Annotated in this window: 21 protein-coding genes; 4 read left to right on the top strand and 17 right to left on the bottom strand. The window is 72.8% G+C overall.

Features of this window, described 5'->3' with window-relative positions; translation table 11 throughout:
• Positions 1-16: 16 nt before the first annotated feature.
• Positions 17-184 (bottom strand): dimerization/docking domain-containing protein, encoded by a 168-nt coding sequence (locus tag Val02_RS13950; RefSeq protein WP_203899445.1) that lies wholly within the window; start codon positions 182-184, stop codon positions 17-19.
• 59 nt (positions 185-243) lie between these two features.
• Positions 244-1,197, bottom strand: coding sequence for an NAD(P)/FAD-dependent oxidoreductase (locus Val02_RS13945; protein WP_203899444.1), 954 nt, complete (start codon positions 1,195-1,197; stop codon positions 244-246).
• Positions 1,198-1,296: 99 nt separating this feature from the next.
• Between Val02_RS13945 and Val02_RS13940 the strand changes: the two genes are divergently transcribed.
• On the top strand, positions 1,297-2,166 hold the full coding sequence (locus Val02_RS13940; protein ID WP_203899443.1) for an AraC family transcriptional regulator: 870 nt from the start codon (positions 1,297-1,299) through the stop codon (positions 2,164-2,166).
• Here Val02_RS13940 and Val02_RS13935 read toward each other — a convergent pair.
• From Val02_RS13935 to Val02_RS13925, 3 genes are read right to left on the bottom strand one after another with little or no spacing between them, the layout of a single operon-like run.
• Positions 2,163-2,918 (bottom strand): alpha/beta fold hydrolase, encoded by a 756-nt coding sequence (locus Val02_RS13935; protein ID WP_203899442.1) that lies wholly within the window; start codon positions 2,916-2,918, stop codon positions 2,163-2,165. The two genes, Val02_RS13940 and Val02_RS13935, sit on opposite strands and share 4 nt — an antisense overlap.
• The gene (locus tag Val02_RS13930; protein ID WP_203899441.1) at positions 2,915-3,802 is read right to left on the bottom strand and encodes an LLM class F420-dependent oxidoreductase; all 888 of its coding nucleotides are present in this window, start codon (positions 3,800-3,802) and stop codon (positions 2,915-2,917) included. Before Val02_RS13930 ends, Val02_RS13935 begins: the two co-directional genes overlap by 4 nt.
• A gap of 10 nt (positions 3,803-3,812) precedes the next feature.
• A complete protein-coding gene (locus Val02_RS13925; protein WP_203899440.1) occupies positions 3,813-4,619 on the bottom strand; it encodes a DMT family transporter in 807 nt (268 codons plus the stop codon).
• A gap of 262 nt (positions 4,620-4,881) precedes the next feature.
• Between Val02_RS13925 and Val02_RS13920 the strand changes: the two genes are divergently transcribed.
• Both Val02_RS13920 and Val02_RS13915 read left to right on the top strand, forming a co-directional pair.
• A complete protein-coding gene (locus Val02_RS13920; RefSeq protein ID WP_203899439.1) occupies positions 4,882-5,994 on the top strand; it encodes an acyltransferase family protein in 1,113 nt (370 codons plus the stop codon).
• Between the two features lie 4 nt (positions 5,995-5,998).
• Positions 5,999-6,793, top strand: a complete 795-nt coding sequence (locus tag Val02_RS13915) for an SAM hydrolase/SAM-dependent halogenase family protein (protein ID WP_203899438.1) — start codon at positions 5,999-6,001, stop codon at positions 6,791-6,793.
• 13 nt (positions 6,794-6,806) lie between these two features.
• On the opposite strand, the gene Val02_RS13910 is transcribed toward Val02_RS13915, so the two are convergent.
• Positions 6,807-7,277 carry a GNAT family N-acetyltransferase gene (locus Val02_RS13910; RefSeq protein WP_203899437.1) on the bottom strand — a complete coding sequence of 157 codons (471 nt, stop codon included), beginning with the start codon at positions 7,275-7,277 and terminating at the stop codon, positions 6,807-6,809.
• A gap of 111 nt (positions 7,278-7,388) precedes the next feature.
• Between Val02_RS13910 and Val02_RS13905 the strand changes: the two genes are divergently transcribed.
• Positions 7,389-8,222 carry a DNA-formamidopyrimidine glycosylase family protein gene (locus tag Val02_RS13905; RefSeq protein WP_203899436.1) on the top strand — a complete coding sequence of 278 codons (834 nt, stop codon included), beginning with the start codon at positions 7,389-7,391 and terminating at the stop codon, positions 8,220-8,222.
• A gap of 3 nt (positions 8,223-8,225) precedes the next feature.
• Here the strand turns inward: Val02_RS13905 and Val02_RS13900 are convergent, their stop codons facing one another.
• From Val02_RS13900 to Val02_RS13850, 11 genes are all read right to left on the bottom strand, one after another.
• Positions 8,226-8,648 (bottom strand): SgcJ/EcaC family oxidoreductase, encoded by a 423-nt coding sequence (locus Val02_RS13900; protein ID WP_203899435.1) that lies wholly within the window; start codon positions 8,646-8,648, stop codon positions 8,226-8,228.
• A gap of 87 nt (positions 8,649-8,735) precedes the next feature.
• Entirely contained in the window at positions 8,736-9,689 is a 954-nt protein-coding gene (locus Val02_RS13895; RefSeq protein WP_239152852.1) for a helix-turn-helix domain-containing protein, read from the bottom strand.
• 93 nt (positions 9,690-9,782) lie between these two features.
• Positions 9,783-10,538: a phage shock envelope stress response protein PspM gene (pspM, locus tag Val02_RS13890; protein ID WP_203899433.1), complete on the bottom strand. Its 756-nt coding sequence runs from the start codon at positions 10,536-10,538 to the stop codon at positions 9,783-9,785.
• A gap of 16 nt (positions 10,539-10,554) precedes the next feature.
• On the bottom strand, positions 10,555-11,424 hold the full coding sequence (locus Val02_RS13885) for a PspA/IM30 family protein (protein ID WP_203899432.1): 870 nt from the start codon (positions 11,422-11,424) through the stop codon (positions 10,555-10,557).
• Between the two features lie 157 nt (positions 11,425-11,581).
• Entirely contained in the window at positions 11,582-12,019 is a 438-nt protein-coding gene (locus Val02_RS13880; protein ID WP_203899431.1) for a helix-turn-helix domain-containing protein, read from the bottom strand.
• 92 nt (positions 12,020-12,111) lie between these two features.
• Entirely contained in the window at positions 12,112-12,594 is a 483-nt protein-coding gene (locus Val02_RS13875; protein ID WP_203899430.1) for a CinA family protein, read from the bottom strand.
• The gene (gene pgsA / locus Val02_RS13870; RefSeq protein ID WP_203899429.1) at positions 12,575-13,177 is read right to left on the bottom strand and encodes a CDP-diacylglycerol--glycerol-3-phosphate 3-phosphatidyltransferase; all 603 of its coding nucleotides are present in this window, start codon (positions 13,175-13,177) and stop codon (positions 12,575-12,577) included. The genes Val02_RS13875 and pgsA overlap by 20 nt, the downstream gene beginning before the upstream one ends.
• Complete coding sequence (rimO, locus tag Val02_RS13865; protein WP_203899428.1) at positions 13,174-14,625, bottom strand: 30S ribosomal protein S12 methylthiotransferase RimO; 1,452 nt, start codon at positions 14,623-14,625, stop codon at positions 13,174-13,176. The genes pgsA and rimO overlap by 4 nt, the downstream gene beginning before the upstream one ends.
• Before the next feature lie 30 nt (positions 14,626-14,655).
• Entirely contained in the window at positions 14,656-15,108 is a 453-nt protein-coding gene (locus Val02_RS13860; RefSeq protein WP_239152851.1) for a DUF3291 domain-containing protein, read from the bottom strand.
• A 14-nt stretch (positions 15,109-15,122) separates the two neighbouring features.
• Positions 15,123-15,779: a helix-turn-helix transcriptional regulator gene (locus Val02_RS13855; protein ID WP_203899426.1), complete on the bottom strand. Its 657-nt coding sequence runs from the start codon at positions 15,777-15,779 to the stop codon at positions 15,123-15,125.
• A 15-nt stretch (positions 15,780-15,794) separates the two neighbouring features.
• Positions 15,795-18,353, bottom strand: a complete 2,559-nt coding sequence (locus Val02_RS13850) for an FtsK/SpoIIIE family DNA translocase (RefSeq protein WP_203899425.1) — start codon at positions 18,351-18,353, stop codon at positions 15,795-15,797.
• Between the last annotated feature and the right edge of the window lie 15 nt (positions 18,354-18,368).

Here is an 18,368-nt window from a genome sequence, read left to right as displayed (position 1 = left end):
ATCCACCCGACAGGGGTCAGCCGGTCGGGTCCTCGAAGCCACCGATTTCGTCGAGCTCGGCGCGGGACATACCGGTGAGCAGCGAAACGGCACCGGCGACGCTGCCGTCGAGCTGCTTGAGCGCGCGTGCCACGGCCTCCTGGATCTCCGCCCGATGGTTTTCGATGTACTCGCGCACCGCCATGTCGACGACGTCCTTCTTGGCGTGCCCCAGAAAGTGGGCAGCGTGCGAGATGAGCGACGTCAGTAGCCGGCGGCGAGTTCGACGGCCGCGGCGGCCCCCGCCAGGTACCCCGACGCGACCGCGGCCGCCATCGACGGCGGCACCGGCGTCGCCGCATCCCCCGCCGCGTACAGACCGGGCACACCGGTGCGCCCCATCGGATCCACCGCGATCGCCTCCACGCTCAGCATCTCGTCGGGTGCGGTGAGCGTGGCGCCGAGGTCGCGGGCGAGCGTGCCGCGCTGGTACAGCGTCGACTTGACCAGCATCGCCGTCACGTCGAGCGCGCCGCCGTCGGCGAAGACCACCGCGCTCAGCCCGGCACCGGGGCCGTCGAAGCCTGTGCCAGGGCCGTCGGAGGCAGCGCGAGGGCCGTCCAACGCCGCGACCGGACGCTCGTCCCACGCCACCCCGCCGGCGGTGAGCAGGTCGCGTTGCCCGTCGGTCAGCGGCGTGCCGTTGGTCAGCAGCGTGACGGAGTCCGTCCAGCCGCGCAGGTTGAGTGCGCCGTGCACCCCGACGGCGCCGGTCGCCAGCACGGCCATGGGCCGCTCGCGCAGTTCCCACCCGTGGCAGAACGGGCAGTGGAACACCGATCCGCCCCACCGCTCCGCGAGCCCCGGCACGGGTGGGATGCGGTAGTCCATGCCGGGCGCGAGGATCATGGTGCGGGCGTGCTCACTGCTCCCGTCGCCGAACGTCACCACGAAACCCCCGCCGTCCTGGCGAACCGCGGTGACGGCCTCGCCGCTGCGGAGTTCGACCGAGGGGTAGGCGGTGAGGTCGGCGCGGGCCGCGGCGTAGTACTCGGCGGGTGGTCGTCGGTCGTGGCCGAGCAGCCCGCCGATGGTGGCGGCGGCCAGGTTGCTCTGCTGCCCGGCGTCGACGACGAGGGTGGAACGGCGGGCGCGGGCCAGGGTGAGGCCGGCGCTCAGACCCGCGGGACCCGCACCGATCACGATGCTCTCCTTCATACCGTCGATCCCACCCCCGGCGAGACCGCGCGACCATACCCGCCCGACGCGCCGACATACGCGATCGCGCACCCCGCCGGCCGGCTACCATCGGCCTCGATGGACGAACTCAGCCGCGCGATCTCCGCCCTCCGGGTGGGCCGCGGCACGGTCCGCCGCTTCCGCCGGTCCGCCCCGTGGGGGGTGCGCTTCTCCGGCCTCACCGGCAGCGGCTTCCACCTGGTCCTGCGCGGCACCGGTTGGCTGTTGACGCCCGACGCGCCGCCGGTCCCGCTGCACGAGGGCGACATCGTCCTCATCACGGCCGGCGCCGATCACGGGCTGAGCGCCGCGCCGCGGCCGCTGCGCGGTCTCCCGCCGGTGGTGCTCGGCGTGGCCGACACGACGCCGGGGCCGGCCGAGTTCGAGTTCCTGTGCGGGGCCTATCGGCTGGAGCGTGGGCCGGTGCACCCGTACCTCGCCGCGCTGCCGGACCCGATCGTGGTGCCGGCCGACGCCGGGAGTTCCCCGCTGGTCCGGCTCCTGGACGACCACGAGTCGCAGCCGGGGCCGGGCGTCGCGGCGACCCGCGCCGCGCTGCTGGACCTGGTGCTCGCGCACGCCCTGACCCGCTGGCTGGCGACGGCCGACCGGCGGGTCACCCCCGATCCGGCCATCACCGCGATCCTGCGCAGCGTCCACGACGACCCGCACGCCGGGTGGACGGTCCAGGCCCTCTCCCGAGCCGCGGGACTGTCGAGGTCCGCCTTCACCCGGCGTTTCACCACCGCGACGGGCCGCACCCCCGCCTCCTACCTTCTGGGGGAACGCCTGGAGCGTGCCGCCCGCCTCCTCCGGGAGACCGACGCACCGCTGTCGTCGATCGCCCGGGAGGCCGGATATTCGACGGAGTTCGCATTCGCCGGGGCGTTCCGGCGCGAGTACGGCATCGCACCCGGCCGCTTCCGCACCGCCCACCGCACCGGCTAATCGAGGAAGTCGCCCAGGTGGCGCAGGGTCTCCTCGGGGCGGGCCTCCAGCACCATGTGCCCGCAGTCGACGTCGACCACCCGCACGTCGCCGTCGCGCGCGCACGCCGCCAGGAACCCGGGCCGCACCACGCCCGCCGACACCGAACGCAGCAGCAGCGTCGGCACTTCTTTCGGCGGGGCCACGGCGGGGCGCGCCATCTCCGAGTAGGCCGTCACGACCACCGTCGGCCGCCACCGTGGGCGCCATCGCCCGTCGGTCGCGTCGCGCACCAGGTTTCCGGTGAGCTCGTCGTCCACAAAGGACGGTTGCGCGTCCGGCCAGCGGACGGCCCGGTCGGCGCGGGCCTCCTCGACCGAGCCGAACGACGGCACCACGAGCGACTTCGCCGCCTCGTCCCGGGCGGCCCGGCGGCTGATGCCAACCGCCGGGTCGAGCAGAACGAGCCGGCGCACCCGGCCCGGCGCGGCGCGTGCCACGTGCACGGCGACGCACCCGCCGAACGAGTGCCCCACGAGGTCCACTGTGGACAGTCCAAGAACGTCCATCGTGGACAGCACGTCGGAGGTGTGCTGCTCCAGCGTCCACGGCGCCACGTCGGGCGAGTCGCCGTGCCCGCGCAGATCGAATCCGTGGACCCGGCGGCCGAGTTCGGCGAGCCGCTTCCACCGCCCGCCGAATCCCCGCACCCCGTGCAGCGCCACCAGCGGCGCACCGCCCTCGGGCCCGAACGCGTACCCGTGCAGCGTCACAGCAGCGGCGCCACGTCGGAGGCGATCACGTCCAGGTGATCGAGGTCGGAGAGGTCGAGGATCTGCAGGAAGAGGCGTTCGGCCCCGATCTCGGCGAACTTGCGCAGCCCCTCGGCCACCTGCTCGGGCGTGCCCGTGATGCCGCGCGCCCCACCGATCGCGTCGGCGCGCCGGGCGACCTCGGCGTCGGTGCGCCCGCACACGACGGTCTGCGCCGCCGAGTACACGAGCTTCCGTTCCGAGACCGCCCGCACCCGCTCGAACTGCGCCGCCGTCTCCTCGAGCGAACTGAACGCCACGTTGAACTCCGTCGCGTACTTCGCCGCCAGCGCCGGGGTCCGCTTCGGCCCGCGGCCGCCGATGATGATCGGCACGCCGGGCCGCTGAACCGGCTTCGGCAGGCCCGGCGAGTCCTCCACCGCGTAGTGCCGCCCCGTGAAGGAGAACGACTCCGCGTCCGACCACAGCCCGGTGATGATCTCCAGCTGCTCCTCCAGCCGGTCGAACCGCTCCCGCACCGGCGGGAACGGCAGCCCGTACGCCCTGTGCTCGGCCTCGAACCAGCCGGCGCCGAGCCCCAGTTCGACGCGGCCGCCGCTCATCCGGTCGACCTGCGCGGCCGTGATCGCCAGCACGCCCGGCAGCCGGAACGTCGCCGAGCTGACCAGCGTGCCCAGGCGCACCCGGCTGGTCTCCCTGGCCAACGCGCCGAGCGTCACCCACGAATCCGTCGGGCCGGGGAGGCCGGACCGCTTGCCCATGCTCAGGAAGTGATCCGCACGGAAGAAGCCGTCGAAGCCGCAATCCTCGGTCCGTCGGGCGAGGGCGAGCTGATCCTCGTAGTCGGCACCCTGCTGAGGTTCGATGAAGACGCACAGACGCATGGTGAAAACCCTACTGACGCTCCTCGCGGGCCTGTACCAGGACGGCCGTCAGCAACATCACCGTGCCGAGAACGGCGGGCCGGCTGAGACGTTCCCCCAACAGAAGAACGGCGGCGACGGCGGCCGTGACCGGCTCGATCAGGGCGACCACCGACGCGGTCGTGGCCCTGACGACGGTGAGGCCGGCGAAGAAGAGCCCGTACGCGAGCGCCGTCGGCACCAGCCCCAGGAACGCCAGCAGCCCCAGCGTGACGGCCGGATCGCCGCCCTCCGGCAGCAGCCCCTCCGCGAACGCCAGCGGCGCCAGCAGCACCGTCCCGACGGCGAAGCCGCCCGACGCCCGCGCCAGCGCGTCGTCCGCATCGGTCGCGCGCCGCCGCGTGTGGAGCGTGACCGCCGCGTACCCGAACGCCGACAGCAGCGCCAGCGCGATGCCGAGCGCCGGCCGCGGCCCGCTCCCGTCGGCCCCGACCAGCGCGCAGAGCCCCACGACCGCGAGAACGACCGCCGTCCGGCCGCCCCGCTCGGCGCCGGTGAGGCGGCCGCCCACGGCGATCAGCACCGGCCCCGCCCCCAGCGTCACCACCGTGGCGACGGCGACACCGGTGCAGGTGACGGCCGCGTAGTAGGCCGCCTGAAAGACCGCCAACCCGAGCCCGGTCCAGCACAGCGAACCGTCGATCCGCGGCAGCCGCCGCAGGTAGAGCGCCAACAGGGCGGTCCCGCCGACGAACCGCCAGAACGTCACCGCCAGCGGCCCGAGGCCGGCCCGCGTGTAGAGCAGTTGGGCCGCGATCGCGCCGGCACCCCAGGCCACCGCGGCGAAACAGACATAACTCAGACCCCGTCCGACGGACAGGGTGGAAGAAGGACGCGTCAAAGGAAGGTCTCCCGACCGGTCGTGATCGACAAAGGACCCGGACCGGGCGGCAACCGCCTGCTGTCGGAGTGTCGCCGCCCGTCAGGCGGCGGGTGGCGGACAGATCACGAGATGACGCACGAGGGGGAACGGTATCGGTACGGCATCAGGGTTTCCACCGGATTGCCGGCCCCGCCGGCGGGTGACATCTTTGGATGGCATGTCGACCGCCGCCCCCGCGCCTGCCGTTCAGAAGCACGGCGAGCGCAACCGATACGTCGACTGGCTGCGCGCGCTCAGTCTCGTCGTGGTGGTGATCTGGCACTGGGCGTTCACCATCGTCGACTGGCGCGCCGACGGGCCGCACGCCACCAGCCCGCTCGGCTTCACCCGCGGGTTCTGGCTCGTCACGTGGCTCTTCCAGGTGATGCCGCTCTTCTTCTACATCGGCGGCTTCGTGCACCTGCGCTCCTGGCAACGGGTGCACGCCCGCGGCGTCACGCTCGGGGCGTTCATCGGGCGGCGGCTGCGGCAGTTGGCCGTTCCGGCCGGGGCGCTGCTCGTCGTCTGGATCGCGCTCGGCAGCTGGGTCGGCTGGTACTACGACGCCGCGTGGGCCGGGCGGGCGACCCGGCTGGTGGTGAGCCCGCTCTGGTTCCTCGCCGTGTACCTGATGCTCATCGCGCTGCTGCCGGCCGCGCTGTGGCTGCACCGGCGCTACGGCGTTCTGGTGCTCGTGTGGCTCGCCGGCGCGGCCATGTGCGTGGACGTGCTGCGCTTCAACTACAAGGTGCCCGGCGTCGGCTGGGCCAACATGGTGATCGTGTGGGGGCTGGCGCACCAGGCCGGGTTCTTCTACGAACACCTCGCCGGCGCGCCGCGGCGCATCCACTGGGCCGTCACCTGGGGCGGGCTCTTCGGCCTGGTGGGACTGGTCTTCTCGGGGCTCTACCCGGGATCGATGGTGGGGGTGCCGGGCGACCGCTTCTCCAACATGGCGCCGCCGACGTTCGTGATGGTGGCGCTGCTGATGTTCCAGGCCGGGGTGGCCCAGCTCGTGCGCCCCGCCACCGAACGCGCCCTCGAGAAGCCGCGCTTCCGGACGGCCAGCGATCTGGTGAACCGGTTCGCGCTGCCGCTGTTCCTGTTCCACATGACCGGCATGGCCATTTCGCGTTTCGTGCAGTGGGCCGTCTTCGACCCCGAACTCGACGACCGCATGCCGCCCGACGCGATCTGGTGGTTCTCCCGGCCATTGGCGATCATCGGTCCGCTGCTGTGCACGCTGCCGGTCATCTGGCTCTTCAGCCGACGCCGCAACGGGAAAGAATGAACGGATGCGATACGACTGGATCTCGATCACCACGGACTACGGGCTCTCCGACGGGTTCGTGGCCGCGTGCCACGGAGTGCTGGCCCGCCAGGCGCCGCACGCGCGGGTCATCGACGTCACCCACCTGGTGCCGCCCGGCGAGGTGTCGCAGGGGGCGACGGTTCTCGCGCAGACCGTTCCGCACCTGCCGGAGTCGGTGCACGTGGCGGTGGTCGACCCGGGCGTGTGCACGGCGCGGCGCGGCATCGTCGTGGTGGCCGCGGGCGGGCTGCTCGTCGGCCCCGACAACGGGCTGCTGCCGGCGGCGGCCGAAGCCCTGGGCGGGATCCAGCGGGTGATCGTGCTCGACGATCCGGAGTGGCACGCCGACACCGTCTCGCCGACGTTCCACGGGCGGGACGTGTTCGCGCCGGTGGCCGCGCGGCTCGCGGGTGGCGCCGACCCCGCCACCGCCGGCAGCGAGGCCGACCCGTCGACGCTGGTGCGGCTGCCCGATCCGCTCGTCACGGTGGGCACCGGTTGGCTGGAGGCGGAGGTGACCGCGGTCGACCGATTCGGCAACGTCCAACTCGCCGCCCCCGGCGGCACGCTCGACGAACTGGGCGAGGACATCCTGGTCGGCGGCCTGCGCGCGACCCGGGTCCGCACGTTCGGCGACGCCGGCGCCGGCACCCTGATCGCCTACGTCGACTCCGCCGAACGCGTCGCCGTGGCGGTCAACGGCGGCCGCGCGGTAGTAGCGCTGGGCGTGGCCCCCGGCGACACCCTGAGACTCGCCAAACGCGCCGCGACGAACTGACGCCTGCTCCTTCTCAAAGGCTCATCTCGAGGGTGACGGTGTGCGGGTGGAAGCCGACGCGCTGGTAGAAGGCCTGCGCGCGGACATTGCCGCTGTACGCCGTCACCTGGGCCAGCTCGGCCCCCTGGTCCCGCGCCCACGCCAGGAACGCCCGCACCAACGCCTCACCGGCGCCGCCGCTGCGATGCCCCTCCGCCACGAAGACGCTCTCCAGGTCCGCCACCGACACCGGCCGGGTGCTGTACGGCCCGCCCAGCTTGCCGGTGGCGTACCCGATCGGCTCGTCGCCCAGCTCCGCCAGCCAGATCGCGGACGCGTCGCCGGCGATCAGCTTGCCGAAGTAGGTCTCCCCGTCACGGGCCGGCCATTCCTGGTCGGTCCACGGGTCGAATTGACCGGCGTCGATCGCGAACAGTCCACCGGACAGCCGCGCGAGCGCCGGCAGGTCCGACGCGGTCGCCGGTCTCACCGTGACAGTCGACATGGTGAGAGATCGTACAAAGAAGGATTAAAGGTGTCAGTACGTCGCGGTACTTTCGTACATTCGCGCGCCGCGCCGGGGGCGGTCCGTAGCGGTTGAGGGCAGTATGGGCTGATGCCCGAAGGCGACACCGTCTGGAACACGGCGCGCGTGCTGGACCGGTTGGTGGGGAAGACGCTGACCGGGGCCGAGTTCCGCGTCCCCCGCCTGGCCGCCGCCGACATCATCGGATGGAACGTCGTCGGCTCGGCGAGCCGCGGCAAGCATCTCCTGACGCGCTTCACCGACACCGCGGGCGCACCTTGGACGCTCCACTCGCACCTGCGGATGGACGGCACGTGGCGCGTCTTCGGCCCCCGCGAACGGTGGAGCGGCCGCCCCGCGCACCTCATCCGGGTGGTCCTGCGCACCGACGACTGCGTAGCCGTCGGCTACCACCTGCACGAACTCGACCTCGTGCGCACCCCGCACGAGGACCGGCTGGTCGGGCACCTCGGCCCCGACCTGCTCGGCGCCGACTGGGACCCCGCCGAGGCGGTCCGCCGGCTGAGCGAACGCCCCGACCGCGCGATCGCCGACGCCCTCCTGGATCAGCGCAACCTGGCCGGGATCGGCAACCTCTACAAGGCCGAGACGCTGTTCCTGCGCGGGCTCAACCCGTGGACCACAGTGGACGGAGTCGCCGACCTGCCGGCCGTGGTGGCCCTGGCGCATCGGCTGCTCGCCGCCAACCGCGGCCGCTGGAACCAGGCCACCACCGGCTCGCTGCGCCGCGGCGAACAACACTGGGTCTTCGAACGGGCCGGCGCGCCGTGCCGGCGCTGCGGGACCACGATCCGGCGCGCCGCCGAGGGCGACCACAACCGGATCACGTACTGGTGCCCGCAGTGCCAGCCCGGCGCCGTTCCGGAAGGCACGGTGTCGCGCCCCACCCTGGCCCGGGATTAGGTCCTAGTTTTCGAGGGCCGCCATCATCTCCAGGGAGAGCAGGCGGGCGTTCTCCAACGCCACCACCACCCAGCGCTCCTCCCGCCACACCACGACGAACAGCTGCATCGAGAAGCGCGTCGCCGGCGGCTCCGCCTCGCCCGGCATCCGGATCCCGACGCGGCTGTGCACCACTCCCACCCCGGGGCTCACGAGCCGGGCGAAGTGCACCTCGCCGCGCTCCAGCCGGGACCCCTTCAGCACCGTGTCGAACAGCGTCTCGTGCGCCGCGATCATGTCCTGGCGGCGCGTGTAGATGGTCCCCTCCAGCTCCGCGAAGACGGCGTCCTCGGCGAAGTCGGCGAAGAAGCCGGGGACGTCACCGCGATTCCAGGCCTCGTACATCCGGGTCGGAATCGTGCTCATCGCCTCGACCGACTGCTCCATGCGCCCACCTTTCCGCGTTCCGAACGCCACCATCCTCACCGGGCGGAACGCCTGGCGCGTTGACCGTGCGCGCACGGCCGTTGAACCTCAGCGCCGAGGCGCGCCGGCGGGCGATGCGCACTCGGACGCGTCGGCGGGGCCGGTGCGCTCGCCGGCGGTCAGCGTCGCCGCGTTGTACCCGAACGTCGCCTTGAACAGCCGGCTGAAGTGCGCCGGATCGGCGAACCCCCACCGCGCGGCCACGGCCGTCACCGTGCGGTCGCGGCGCATCAGGTCGGCACGGCACCGTTCCAGGCGGCGCCGGCGGATCAGTGCCGCGACGGTCAACGGCTGATCCTCGAACAGCCTGTGCAACCGGCGCAGCGAGATGTGGTGCGCCGCGGCGATCCCGGCCGGTGCGAGTTCGCGATCGGAGAGCCGCGCCTCGATGTAGCCGACGATGCGCTCCCGCAGCGCCTCGTCCGGCCCCGGGCGCGGGTCGCCCAACTGGGCCTCGAGCGCTACCGAGACCAGTTCGATGACGGCCGCCGCCGACCGGTCCGCCGCCCCCGCCCCGAACCCGCGCAGCGACCGCGCCATCTCCCGGGCGAGGGACGCCACCAGGGCCCACGGGCCGTGATCTCCCGGGAAACGCACACCCGCCAGGCGTTCGGCGTCGCCGGTGCGCAGTCGCAGTTCGCGGCGCGGCACCAGCAGTGTCACGTGCGTGGAGGCCGTACTGGCGAAGCGCACCGGGCGCGCGGGATCGATGAGAACGACGTCGGCGGGGCCGAGTTCGGCGGCCCGGCGGCCCTGCTCGACGCGGGCGTGGCCGCGGGTCATCAGTTCGACCTGCCAGAACCGCTCGTCGGCCTCGCGGGCGCATCGGGCGTCCCGGAAACACTCGCCGGCGGGGGTGTTCAACGCGATCAGCCGGAGCGGGCCCAGTGCCCGGGCCACGACGCCGGCCCGGAATTCACCGCTGTCGTGGCGGCCGCTGAGCACGGGCGGCAGGCCGCTGTCGACCAACGCGTTGCCGAACGCTTCGATGTCCGTGAACACGCGCCTCACGCTAGCGCCGCATGCCGCAGCCGCCGGGACGGCGTCCTCGGTGAGCCCGGGGGCCACCCGGGGAGCCGCCCGCCAAGCAGAGCCCTACGGGTGCTGCTGACGCAACTCCGCCAGCCCGGCCGCGATCCCCCGCAGCAGATCCGTCGCCTCGGTCAACCGCGCGGTAGCCGTGTCCAGGTACTTCGCCCCGAGCCGCCCGTCCTCCGCCACATAACCCGCGGCGGCCGCGACCAGCCGTTCGAACGCGGTGACCCCGTCGGCCAACTGCGAAACGAGATCATCCAGCGCCGCCTGCAACGCGGGCCGGCTCTCGGCCGGAGAGATCCGCAGCGCGCGTTCGACGTCGGCGCCCCGGGCGGCCAGTTCCCGCAGCCCCTTCTCGACCACGAACGCCTCGAGCACCGCATCGGAAGCCGGCCCGCTGAGTCGCCCGGCCAGCCCGGTCAGCGTGACCGAGGCCCGGTCGAGCCGCTGCCAGTAGGGCGCCACGGCGAGCCCCCGCAGCCGCAGCCGCGAACGTTGCCGCCGCAGCTCGTCCAGCGCGCTCTGCCCGGCCGGCAGCGCACCCACCACCCCGGTCAGCCGGCGCACCATGTCGTCGGGCGTCGGCTCGGGAACGGGAAGTGCCGCCAGCGCGCGATAGTCCCGCCACCGCCAGACGGCTGCGATGACCGAACCCCCGGCGGCCGCCACCCACGCGGCGTCGGGCAGTCCGATCCCCGCGTAGGGAACGAGAATCGCGCTGGCACCGGCGAGCGCACCCGCCTGGATCGACCAGCGGCGGGCACCCCGCAGCCCGCGACGGACCTTGCGTAGATGCTTGGAACGGGCGTCGGCCATCGGGGCGCCCCCGCCCTTACGCGGCGCCGCCGGCGGGCGGCTGCGGCTTGTTCATGCTCGCGCGGATCTGGTCCAGCCGGGCCACGCTCGCCCCGTCGGTGGCGGCCGCGGCCTGACCGTTGCCGGCCGCCACGGCGGGCTGCTGCGGCGCGGCGCTGACCGCGGGACCGTGCATGCCGGCCCGGATCTGCTCCAGGCGCGAGGCGCCCGCCATGTCCAGCGTGGACTTCTGGATCTCCAGCATCCGGCCCTCGACCGAGTTGCTCGCCAGCTCGGCGCGGCCGAGCGCGCGGGCGTACTGGCCCTCGATCTTCTCCCGCACCTGGTCCAGCGACGGCGTCGTGCCGGGCGCCGTCAGCGAACTCATCGACTCCAGCGACTGGGCGATGGTCTCCTGCATCCGGGCCTGCTCGAGCTGGCTGAGCAGCTTGGTGCGCTCGGCGAGCTTCTGCTGGAGGATCATGGAGTTGTTCTCCACCGCGCGCCGTGCCTGAGCGGCCGCACCGAGCGCCTGGTCATGGAGGGTCTTGAGATCCTCCATGCTCTGCTCGGCGGCGACGAGCTGCGTGGCGAACGCCTGCGCGGCGTTCTCGTAGTCGGCCGCCTTGGCCGGGTCGTTCTGCGCGCGGGCCTGGTCGGACAGCACGATCGCCTGACGCGCCGAGTTCTGCAGCTTCTCGACCTCGCCCATGGTGCGCGAGAGCTTCATCTCCAGCTGGCGCTGGTTGCCGATGACAGCGGCTGCCTGCTGGACCAGCGCCCGGTGGGTGCGCTGCGCCTCCTCGACCGCCTGCTGGATCTGCACCTTCGGATCGGCGTACTCGTCGATCTTCGCGCCGAACAGCGCCATGAGGTACTTCCAGCCCTTGACGAACGGACTCGCCATGATGTCGCGGTCTCCTCTCCCCCAGCTACGGCCGGCTCGTTATCGGCGGAGCCGCCCCGCAACGTCGACGCGGGTTCCATCGTGGCAGGCGACCGCCATCTCCGTCACCGGTCCTAGGGGTCATTCCAGGGACCTCACCCATTAACCGGGATGCGGATCAGGCCGCGCGGATGATGTCGCGCGTCCGGGTCGCCTTAAGAGTGGTCCGCAGCGGCCCGTCGCGGCGCACGGCCACGGAGACGCCACCGTCGCCCACGAAGTTGGTCACGGAGCCGTCGCGTGGGGCCGGGGCCGCAGCGGGCGCGAACGCCTCGCCGTCGCTGCCGACCGGCACCGGGCGAAGGCCCTCGGCGGCCGTCAGCTCGGCCAGCTCCAGGGTGTCGCTCACCTCGCGGAGCACCTCGGACAGCTGCGCACCGAGGGCGTCGCAGATGGACGAGAGCAGCTCGCTGGACGCTTCCTTCTGACCGCGTTCGATCTCGGACAGGTAGCCCAGGCTCACGTTGGCGGCGCCGCTGACCTCACGCAGCGTGCGGTGCTGGGCCTGTCGCCGCGCCCGCAGCGCGTCGCCGAGGACCCGACGAAGCAGGATCATGGCACCTCCCGGCTGCCGAAGGGATATGCCTACGGCACTGCCACCGTACCCGCTGATCGCCCCAGCGGCATCCTCCCCCGCACGGTTGCGCCCTAAGCGAAGCCGGGAATCGACACCGCGTTCGCGATCAGCGCCAGGACCTGCGAAACCGTGCCGGATCGGATCTCCGCGCGGCTCCCGGCGAGTGTGAGCCGCCGCACCTCGTCGACCCCCGGACCGCGGACCGCGACATAGACCGTCCCGACCGGGTGGCCGTCCTGCGGGTCGGGGCCGGCGACGCCCGTCGTGGCGAGGCCCCAGTCGGCCGCACAGCGTTCGCGCGCGCCGGCCGCGAGCGCCCGGGCCACGTCCGGATCCACCGCTCCGCGTTCCCGCAAAAGCTGCGGGGGAACGCCCGCCAGCACGGCCTTCAACTCCGTCGCATACACGACGAGGCCACCCCGGAAAACGGCACTGGCCCCGGGCACGTCGACGAGCGTCGCCGCGAGCAGCCCACCCGTCAGCGACTCCGCGACGGCGAGCGTCTCCCCACGGGCGCGCAGCGCCGCGAGAACCTCACGCGCCGGCGCTGCCACGACTCAGCCGGATCGCGCGGATCACGTAGTCCACACCGGTGCCGACGGTGATCAGCATCGCGGCGTACATCATCCACAGCCCCACCACGTCGACCGGTTCGGGCATGGGCCACAGCAGCCACCCGATCGCGAGGCTCTGCAGCAACGTCTTCAGCTTGCCGCCCGGGCTGGCCGGGATGACGCCGTGGCGCAGCACGAAGAAGCGCATCAGGGTGATCCCGATCTCGCGCACCAGGATCAGCGTCGTCACCCACCACGGCACCACGTCGTAGTAGGAGAGCAGCACCAGCGCCGTCCCGATCAGCGCCTTGTCGGCGATCGGGTCGGCCACCTTCCCGAACGACGTGACCAGGTTGTGCCGCCGCGCGATCCACCCGTCGACGTAGTCCGTGATCGACGCGACCCCGAACGTGAGCGCCGCGGCGATGCGCAGGCCCGGCGAGGTCAGGGCGGAGTTCACGGTCAGCGTGGCGAAGATCGGCACCATGAGGATCCGGGCGAACGTGAGCGCGTTGGCGACGTTCCACAGCGAAGGCTCGACCACGACGGCGCCCGAGGAGTCCGGTGGCGGGGCGGCGGTCACGCGGAGGACGGGGCTCGTGAGACGACCTCGACGGGGGCGGCGACCAGGTCGACCCCCTCGCTGGCCGTGACCTTGGCGCGGACCAGGTCGCCGGGGCGCAGCACGCCGCAGTCGTCCCCTTCGAGGAGCGTGGTGCCGTCGATCTCCGGCGCCTGGTGGGCGGCGCGGCCCTCGACGCCGTCCTCGCCGATCTCGTCGACGAGCACGATCACCTCGCTGCCGACGCGCTCCTCGGCGCGCTGCGCGCAGAGCATGTCGGCGAGCTCCGCCATCCGTTCGGTGCGGCGGCGCACCGTGGCGGTCGACACCTTGCCGGTGAACCCGGCCGCCTCGGTGCCGTCCTCGTCGCTGTAGCCGAAGACGCCGATCGCATCGAGCCGCGCCTCGGTGAGGAACCGTTCGAGCTCGGCGACGTCGGCCTTGGTCTCGCCGGGGAAGCCGACGATGACGTTGCTGCGCGCACCCGCCTCCGGGGCCAGCGCGCGCACGTTGCCGAGCAGTTCGAGGAAGCGTTCGGTCGAGCCGAACCGGCGCATCCGCCGCAGCACCGGCTCGCTGGAGTGCTGGAACGACAGGTCGAAGTAGGGCGCCACGCCCGGCGTCGTGGCGATCGTCTCCAGCAGGCTCGGCCGCAGCTCGGCCGGCTGGAGGTAGGACACGCGCACCCGCACGATCCCGGCGACGGCGGCCAGCTGCGGCAGCAGCCGGTCCAGCGCGCGGGTGTCGCCGAGGTCCTTCCCGTAGGAGGTGCTGTTCTCGCTCACCAGCACCAGCTCCCGCACGCCGGTCGTGGCCAGCCACTCGGCCTCGGCGAGGATCTCGTCCGGCGTGCGTGACACGAACGCCCCGCGGAACGACGGGATCGCGCAGAACGCGCACCGCCGGTCGCAGCCGCTGGCGAGCTTGAGCGAGGCGACCGGCCCCTTCTCGAGCCGCTGCCGCATCACCTTCAGGTGGGCCGGAAGCCCCTCCTGCGATGCGGCGGAGCCGTGCCCCGGCAGCGAGACGGCCACCTCACGCCGCTGGACGGGCGTGATCGGAAGAAGTTCCCGCCGGTCGCGCGGCGCGTGCGACTCGACCCGCTCGCCGGCCACGATCGCATCGAGCCGCGCGGCGATGTCCGGGTAGTGGTCGAACCCGAGCACCGCGTCGGCCTCGGGCAGGCTGCCGGCCAGCTCCTTGCCGTAGCGCTCGGCGAGGCAGCCGGCGGCGACCACCTTCGCCCCGGAGTCGGCCGCGGCGAGCAGCGTGTCGATCGACTCCTGCTTGGCGTCGGCGACGAACCCGCACGTGTTGACCATCACCACGTCCGCGCCGTCGGCCTCGGTGCCGACCGACCAGCCGCCGGCGCTGAGTCGGGCGGCCAGTTCCTCGGAGTCGACCTCGTTACGGGCGCAGCCGAGGGTGATCAGCGCAACACGGCGCGTGGAGTCAGCGGGGTCGGACACCCAACGAGGGTACCGGTTCGCCCGCCCACGTCACGCCGCCAGCGTGCCCGGTCGCGGGAACGGCGCACGGAACGTGAACGCCTCCGGCGTCGGCCCGTGGACGCGCAGGTGCTCGAGGCGTTCCCCGGCCTCCACGACCGACGGGATGTGACCGGCGGGGACCCACCACATCGCCAGGTACGGCCCGTCCGCGGCCTTGAACCACTGTCGCCGCGACCGCATGAGTTCCAGGTGCCCGGTCCGGTAGGTGAACTCCCGCAGCGACTCGAGGGACTCCCACACGCTGAGGTTGACCATGACGTCCGGCCCGTAGGGACGCAGGCCGGTGGCGTCGTCCCCGTCGTCGCCGACGAGCCGCCAGACGAAGCCGGGCGAGCGGTCGGCGAGGGCGTTGATCTCTTCGAGCCGCGACATGAACCCCTCCAGCTCGGGGCTGCCGGGCGGGGCGACGGGGGTGGCGATGTTGAGCTGCGCGAGATGCATGCCCCGCACTTTAACTAATCGCCGTTGTTTTTAGAAAGCCTGATCGCCACGCAGCATCCCTCGGGCCGCGGATCCAGCCGGGGCGCGCACCCCGACCCGTCCAGCACCCCCTCGATCAGCGCCAGGTTGAGCCCGCACACCAGCGGCGGGAACGCGGCGGCCACCGTCCCGAAAGGACAGTTGCGCAGCCGCACGTCTGCCCCGTCGAGGTATGGCTCGTAACCGAGCTCGGTGAGCAATGCGACCGGGTCGGCGCCGTCGTCCGGGGCCAGGCCGCCCCTGATCGCCGCGGTCCGCGCGGCCCCCTGCCGGCGGGCCGACGCGGCGGCCGCCGCGTCGGCCCCGCTCTCCTCCACCGCCTCCGCGAGGATCTCCGCCAGCGCCCGGTACTCGCGCGGCGGCACGCTCAGCAGGTGCTCGCCGACCGCGCGCCGGTACAGCTTCGCCGGCCTGCCGGCTCCCGGCCCGGTCCGACCGGCCGGACGCGCGTACGTGACCTCCAGCAGTCCTGCCGCCGCCAGCTTGTCCAGGTGGAACGCCGCCAGCGTCCGGCCGATGGACATCCCGCCCGCGACGGCGTCCCGCCCCACGGGCGCACCCTGCGCGGCGACGAACTCGTAGACGCCCCGCCGGACGGGATCGTGCAGGACGGCAAGGGGCGAAGCGGTCATGCCCCCAGTGTGCCGCTACTCCGACGCCTTCAAGGAGGTGAGCACTTCCTCCAGCTCGTCCGGCTTGATCAGCACATCGCGCGCCTTCGAACCCTCGGACGGCCCGACCACCCCGCGCGTCTCCATGAGATCCATCAGCCGGCCCGCCTTCGCGAAGCCCACCCGCAGTTTGCGCTGCAGCATCGACGTCGACCCGAACTGGCTCGTCACCACCAGCTCGATCGCCTGCAGCAGCAGCTCCAGGTCCTCACCGATGTCCTCGTCGACCTTCTTCTTCGACGACTCCGGGGCGACCGTGACGTCGGGCCGGAACTCCGGCTCCCGCTGCTCCTTGCAGAACTTGACGACGTCGGCGATCTCCGACTCGTTGACCCAGGCGCCCTGGATGCGGATCGGCTTCGAGGCACCCATCGGCAGGAACAGCCCGTCGCCCCGCCCGATGAGCTTCTCGGCACCCGGCTGGTCGAGGATGACCCGCGAGTCGGCGAGCGACGACGTGGCGAACGCCAGCCGCGACGGCACGTTGGCCTTGATCAGACCGGTGACCACGTCGACCGAGGGGCGCTGCGTGGCGAGCACCAGGTGGATGCCGGCGGCCCGGGCGAGCTGCGTGATGCGCACGACCGAGTCCTCGACGTCGCGCGGCGCCACCATCATCAGGTCGGCCAGCTCGTCCACGATCACGATGAGGTACGGGTACGGCCGGATCACCCGTTCGCTGCCCGGCGGAGCAGTGACCTTGCCGGCGCGCACCTTCCGGTTGTAGTCGTCGATGTGCCGAACGCCCGACGCGGCCAGGTCGTCGTAGCGCATGTCCATCTCGCGCACGACCCATTCCAGGGCGTCGGCCGCCTTCTTCGGGTTGGTCACGATGGGCGTCACGAGGTGCGGGATCCCCTCGTACGCCGTCAGCTCCACCCGCTTCGGGTCGACCAGCAGCAGCCGCACCTCGTCCGGCGTGGCGCGGGTCAGCAGCGACACCAGCAGTGTGTTGAGGCACGACGACTTACCGGCACCGGTCGCACCGGCGATCAGGATGTGCGGCATCTTCGCGAGGTTGGCCGTGACGTAGCCGCCCTCGATGTCCTTGCCCAGCCCGACGACCAGCGGGTGGTGGTCCGACGTCGCGGCCCGGGAGCGCAGCACGTCGCCGAGCGTGACGTTTTCCCGGTCGAGGTTGGGGATCTCGATGCCGACCGCCGACTTGCCCGGGATCGGCGACATGATCCGCACGTCCGGCGACTTCACGGCGTAGGCGATGTTGCGGGTCAGGGCGGTGATCCGCTCGACCTTCACGCCGGGCCCGACCTCGACCTCGTACCGCGTGACCGTGGGGCCGCGGGTGAAGCCGGTGACGGCGGCGTCCACGTTGAACTGCTCGAAAACGCCGCCGAGCGCCGCGATCACCTCGTCGTTGGCCCGGGTGCGCGCCTTCGGCGCGTCGCCGGCGGCGAGCAGGTTGGGTGGCGGGAGCTTGTAGTCGGCGTCGGTCAACGCCAGCTGCTCGGCCCGGGTCGGCAGCGGCGAGTGGTCCGGCGGCGGTGGCGGCGGAGTCTTGATCTTCGGCGGCTTGCGCACCGGAACGTCCACCGGCACCGGCGACACCGGCTCGATGTCCACGATGGACGGATCCGCGTCGGCGTCGGCGAGGGCGGCCTGCCGGCGACGCGACGGCGCCCGCTTCTTCGGCGGCACGGGCGCCTCGTCGAACTCCTCGTCGTACCCGTCGACCCCGTCGAGATCCTCGTCGTCGTACTCGCCGTCGATCTCGCGCGCGCCCCGGCCCAGGGCCAGGTCCATCAGCTCGCGGAACCGCTCGGGCACCTTGTTGATCGGCGTCGCCGTCACCACGAGCACACCGAAGAGGGCGGTCAGCAGCAGCAGCGGCCCGGCCACCCAGCCGGTGACCCAACCGGCGAGCAGCCCACCGGCGAGCCCGCCCAGCAGCCCGCCCGCCTTGTCCAGGCCGAGCGGCTGCGTCGGCTGCCCCATGGCCAGGTGCAGCAGCCCCGCGACGCCGATGAACAGGGCGCTCCAGCCGACGATCCCCCGCCCGCGGTGCGCGTCCTCCTCCTCGACCGGCCGGCGCATCATCCGCACGGCGCCGAAGACCAGCAGCACCGGCAGCACGGCCGAGATGCCACCGAGCAGGAAGCGCACCTTGTCGGCGATCCACTCGCCGACCTGACCGGCGGAGTTGAACCACACCCCGGCGGCCAGCAGCACCGCCAGCCCGATGACGGCGAGCCCGGCACCGTCGCGGCGATGCTCGGGGTCCAGGTCCCGCGCGTGCGCGGCCTTGCGCCCGATGGCCCGCACGACCCAGCCCAGGGTGTTGGCGAGGCCCATCCAGGTGGCGATGATCAGCCGGCCGAACAGGGCCAGCGGGTTGAACGTGACCGCGCTCGCCGGCCGCCGCGCGACGGGACGGGCGGCGGGGCGGGCCGCGGTTTTCTTCGCCGCGCGCGCGGGAGCCTTGGCCGGAGCCGCCTTGCGGGCACGCTGAGCGGGCCGTCGCGCCGGCGTCGTGGACGACGTGCGACGGCGGGGAGTCTGCGCCGGTCGGCCCGCCATGACTCACACGGTAGC

Origin of the sequence: Virgisporangium aliadipatigenens (genome assembly GCF_016863615.1) — a bacterium.
In the GTDB taxonomy this organism is placed as follows: Bacteria; Actinomycetota; Actinomycetes; order Mycobacteriales; family Micromonosporaceae; genus Virgisporangium; species Virgisporangium aliadipatigenens.
The sequence above is the reverse complement of the archived record's forward strand: the minus strand, read 5'-3'. Positions and strand labels throughout refer to the sequence as shown.

Coding starts and splice junctions, on each gene's coding strand:
- Val02_RS13855 (WP_203899426.1), bottom strand. CDS start 15,779: ATGACCGCTTCGCCCCTTGCCGTCCTGCACGATCCCGTCCGGCGGGGC.
- Val02_RS13885 (WP_203899432.1), bottom strand. CDS start 11,424: ATGGCGAGTCCGTTCGTCAAGGGCTGGAAGTACCTCATGGCGCTGTTC.
- Val02_RS13930 (WP_203899441.1), bottom strand. CDS start 3,802: ATGCGTCTGTGCGTCTTCATCGAACCTCAGCAGGGTGCCGACTACGAG.
- Val02_RS13920 (WP_203899439.1), top strand. CDS start 4,882: ATGTCGACCGCCGCCCCCGCGCCTGCCGTTCAGAAGCACGGCGAGCGC.
- Val02_RS13905 (WP_203899436.1), top strand. CDS start 7,389: ATGCCCGAAGGCGACACCGTCTGGAACACGGCGCGCGTGCTGGACCGG.
- Val02_RS13860 (WP_239152851.1), bottom strand. CDS start 15,108: ATGCATCTCGCGCAGCTCAACATCGCCACCCCCGTCGCCCCGCCCGGC.
- Val02_RS13945 (WP_203899444.1), bottom strand. CDS start 1,197: ATGAAGGAGAGCATCGTGATCGGTGCGGGTCCCGCGGGTCTGAGCGCC.
- Val02_RS13880 (WP_203899431.1), bottom strand. CDS start 12,019: ATGATCCTGCTTCGTCGGGTCCTCGGCGACGCGCTGCGGGCGCGGCGA.
- Val02_RS13950 (WP_203899445.1), bottom strand. CDS start 184: ATGGCGGTGCGCGAGTACATCGAAAACCATCGGGCGGAGATCCAGGAG.
- Val02_RS13850 (WP_203899425.1), bottom strand. CDS start 18,353: ATGGCGGGCCGACCGGCGCAGACTCCCCGCCGTCGCACGTCGTCCACG.
- Val02_RS13900 (WP_203899435.1), bottom strand. CDS start 8,648: ATGGAGCAGTCGGTCGAGGCGATGAGCACGATTCCGACCCGGATGTAC.
- Val02_RS13940 (WP_203899443.1), top strand. CDS start 1,297: ATGGACGAACTCAGCCGCGCGATCTCCGCCCTCCGGGTGGGCCGCGGC.
- Val02_RS13910 (WP_203899437.1), bottom strand. CDS start 7,277: ATGTCGACTGTCACGGTGAGACCGGCGACCGCGTCGGACCTGCCGGCG.
- pspM (WP_203899433.1), bottom strand. CDS start 10,538: ATGGCCGACGCCCGTTCCAAGCATCTACGCAAGGTCCGTCGCGGGCTG.
- Val02_RS13915 (WP_203899438.1), top strand. CDS start 5,999: ATGCGATACGACTGGATCTCGATCACCACGGACTACGGGCTCTCCGAC.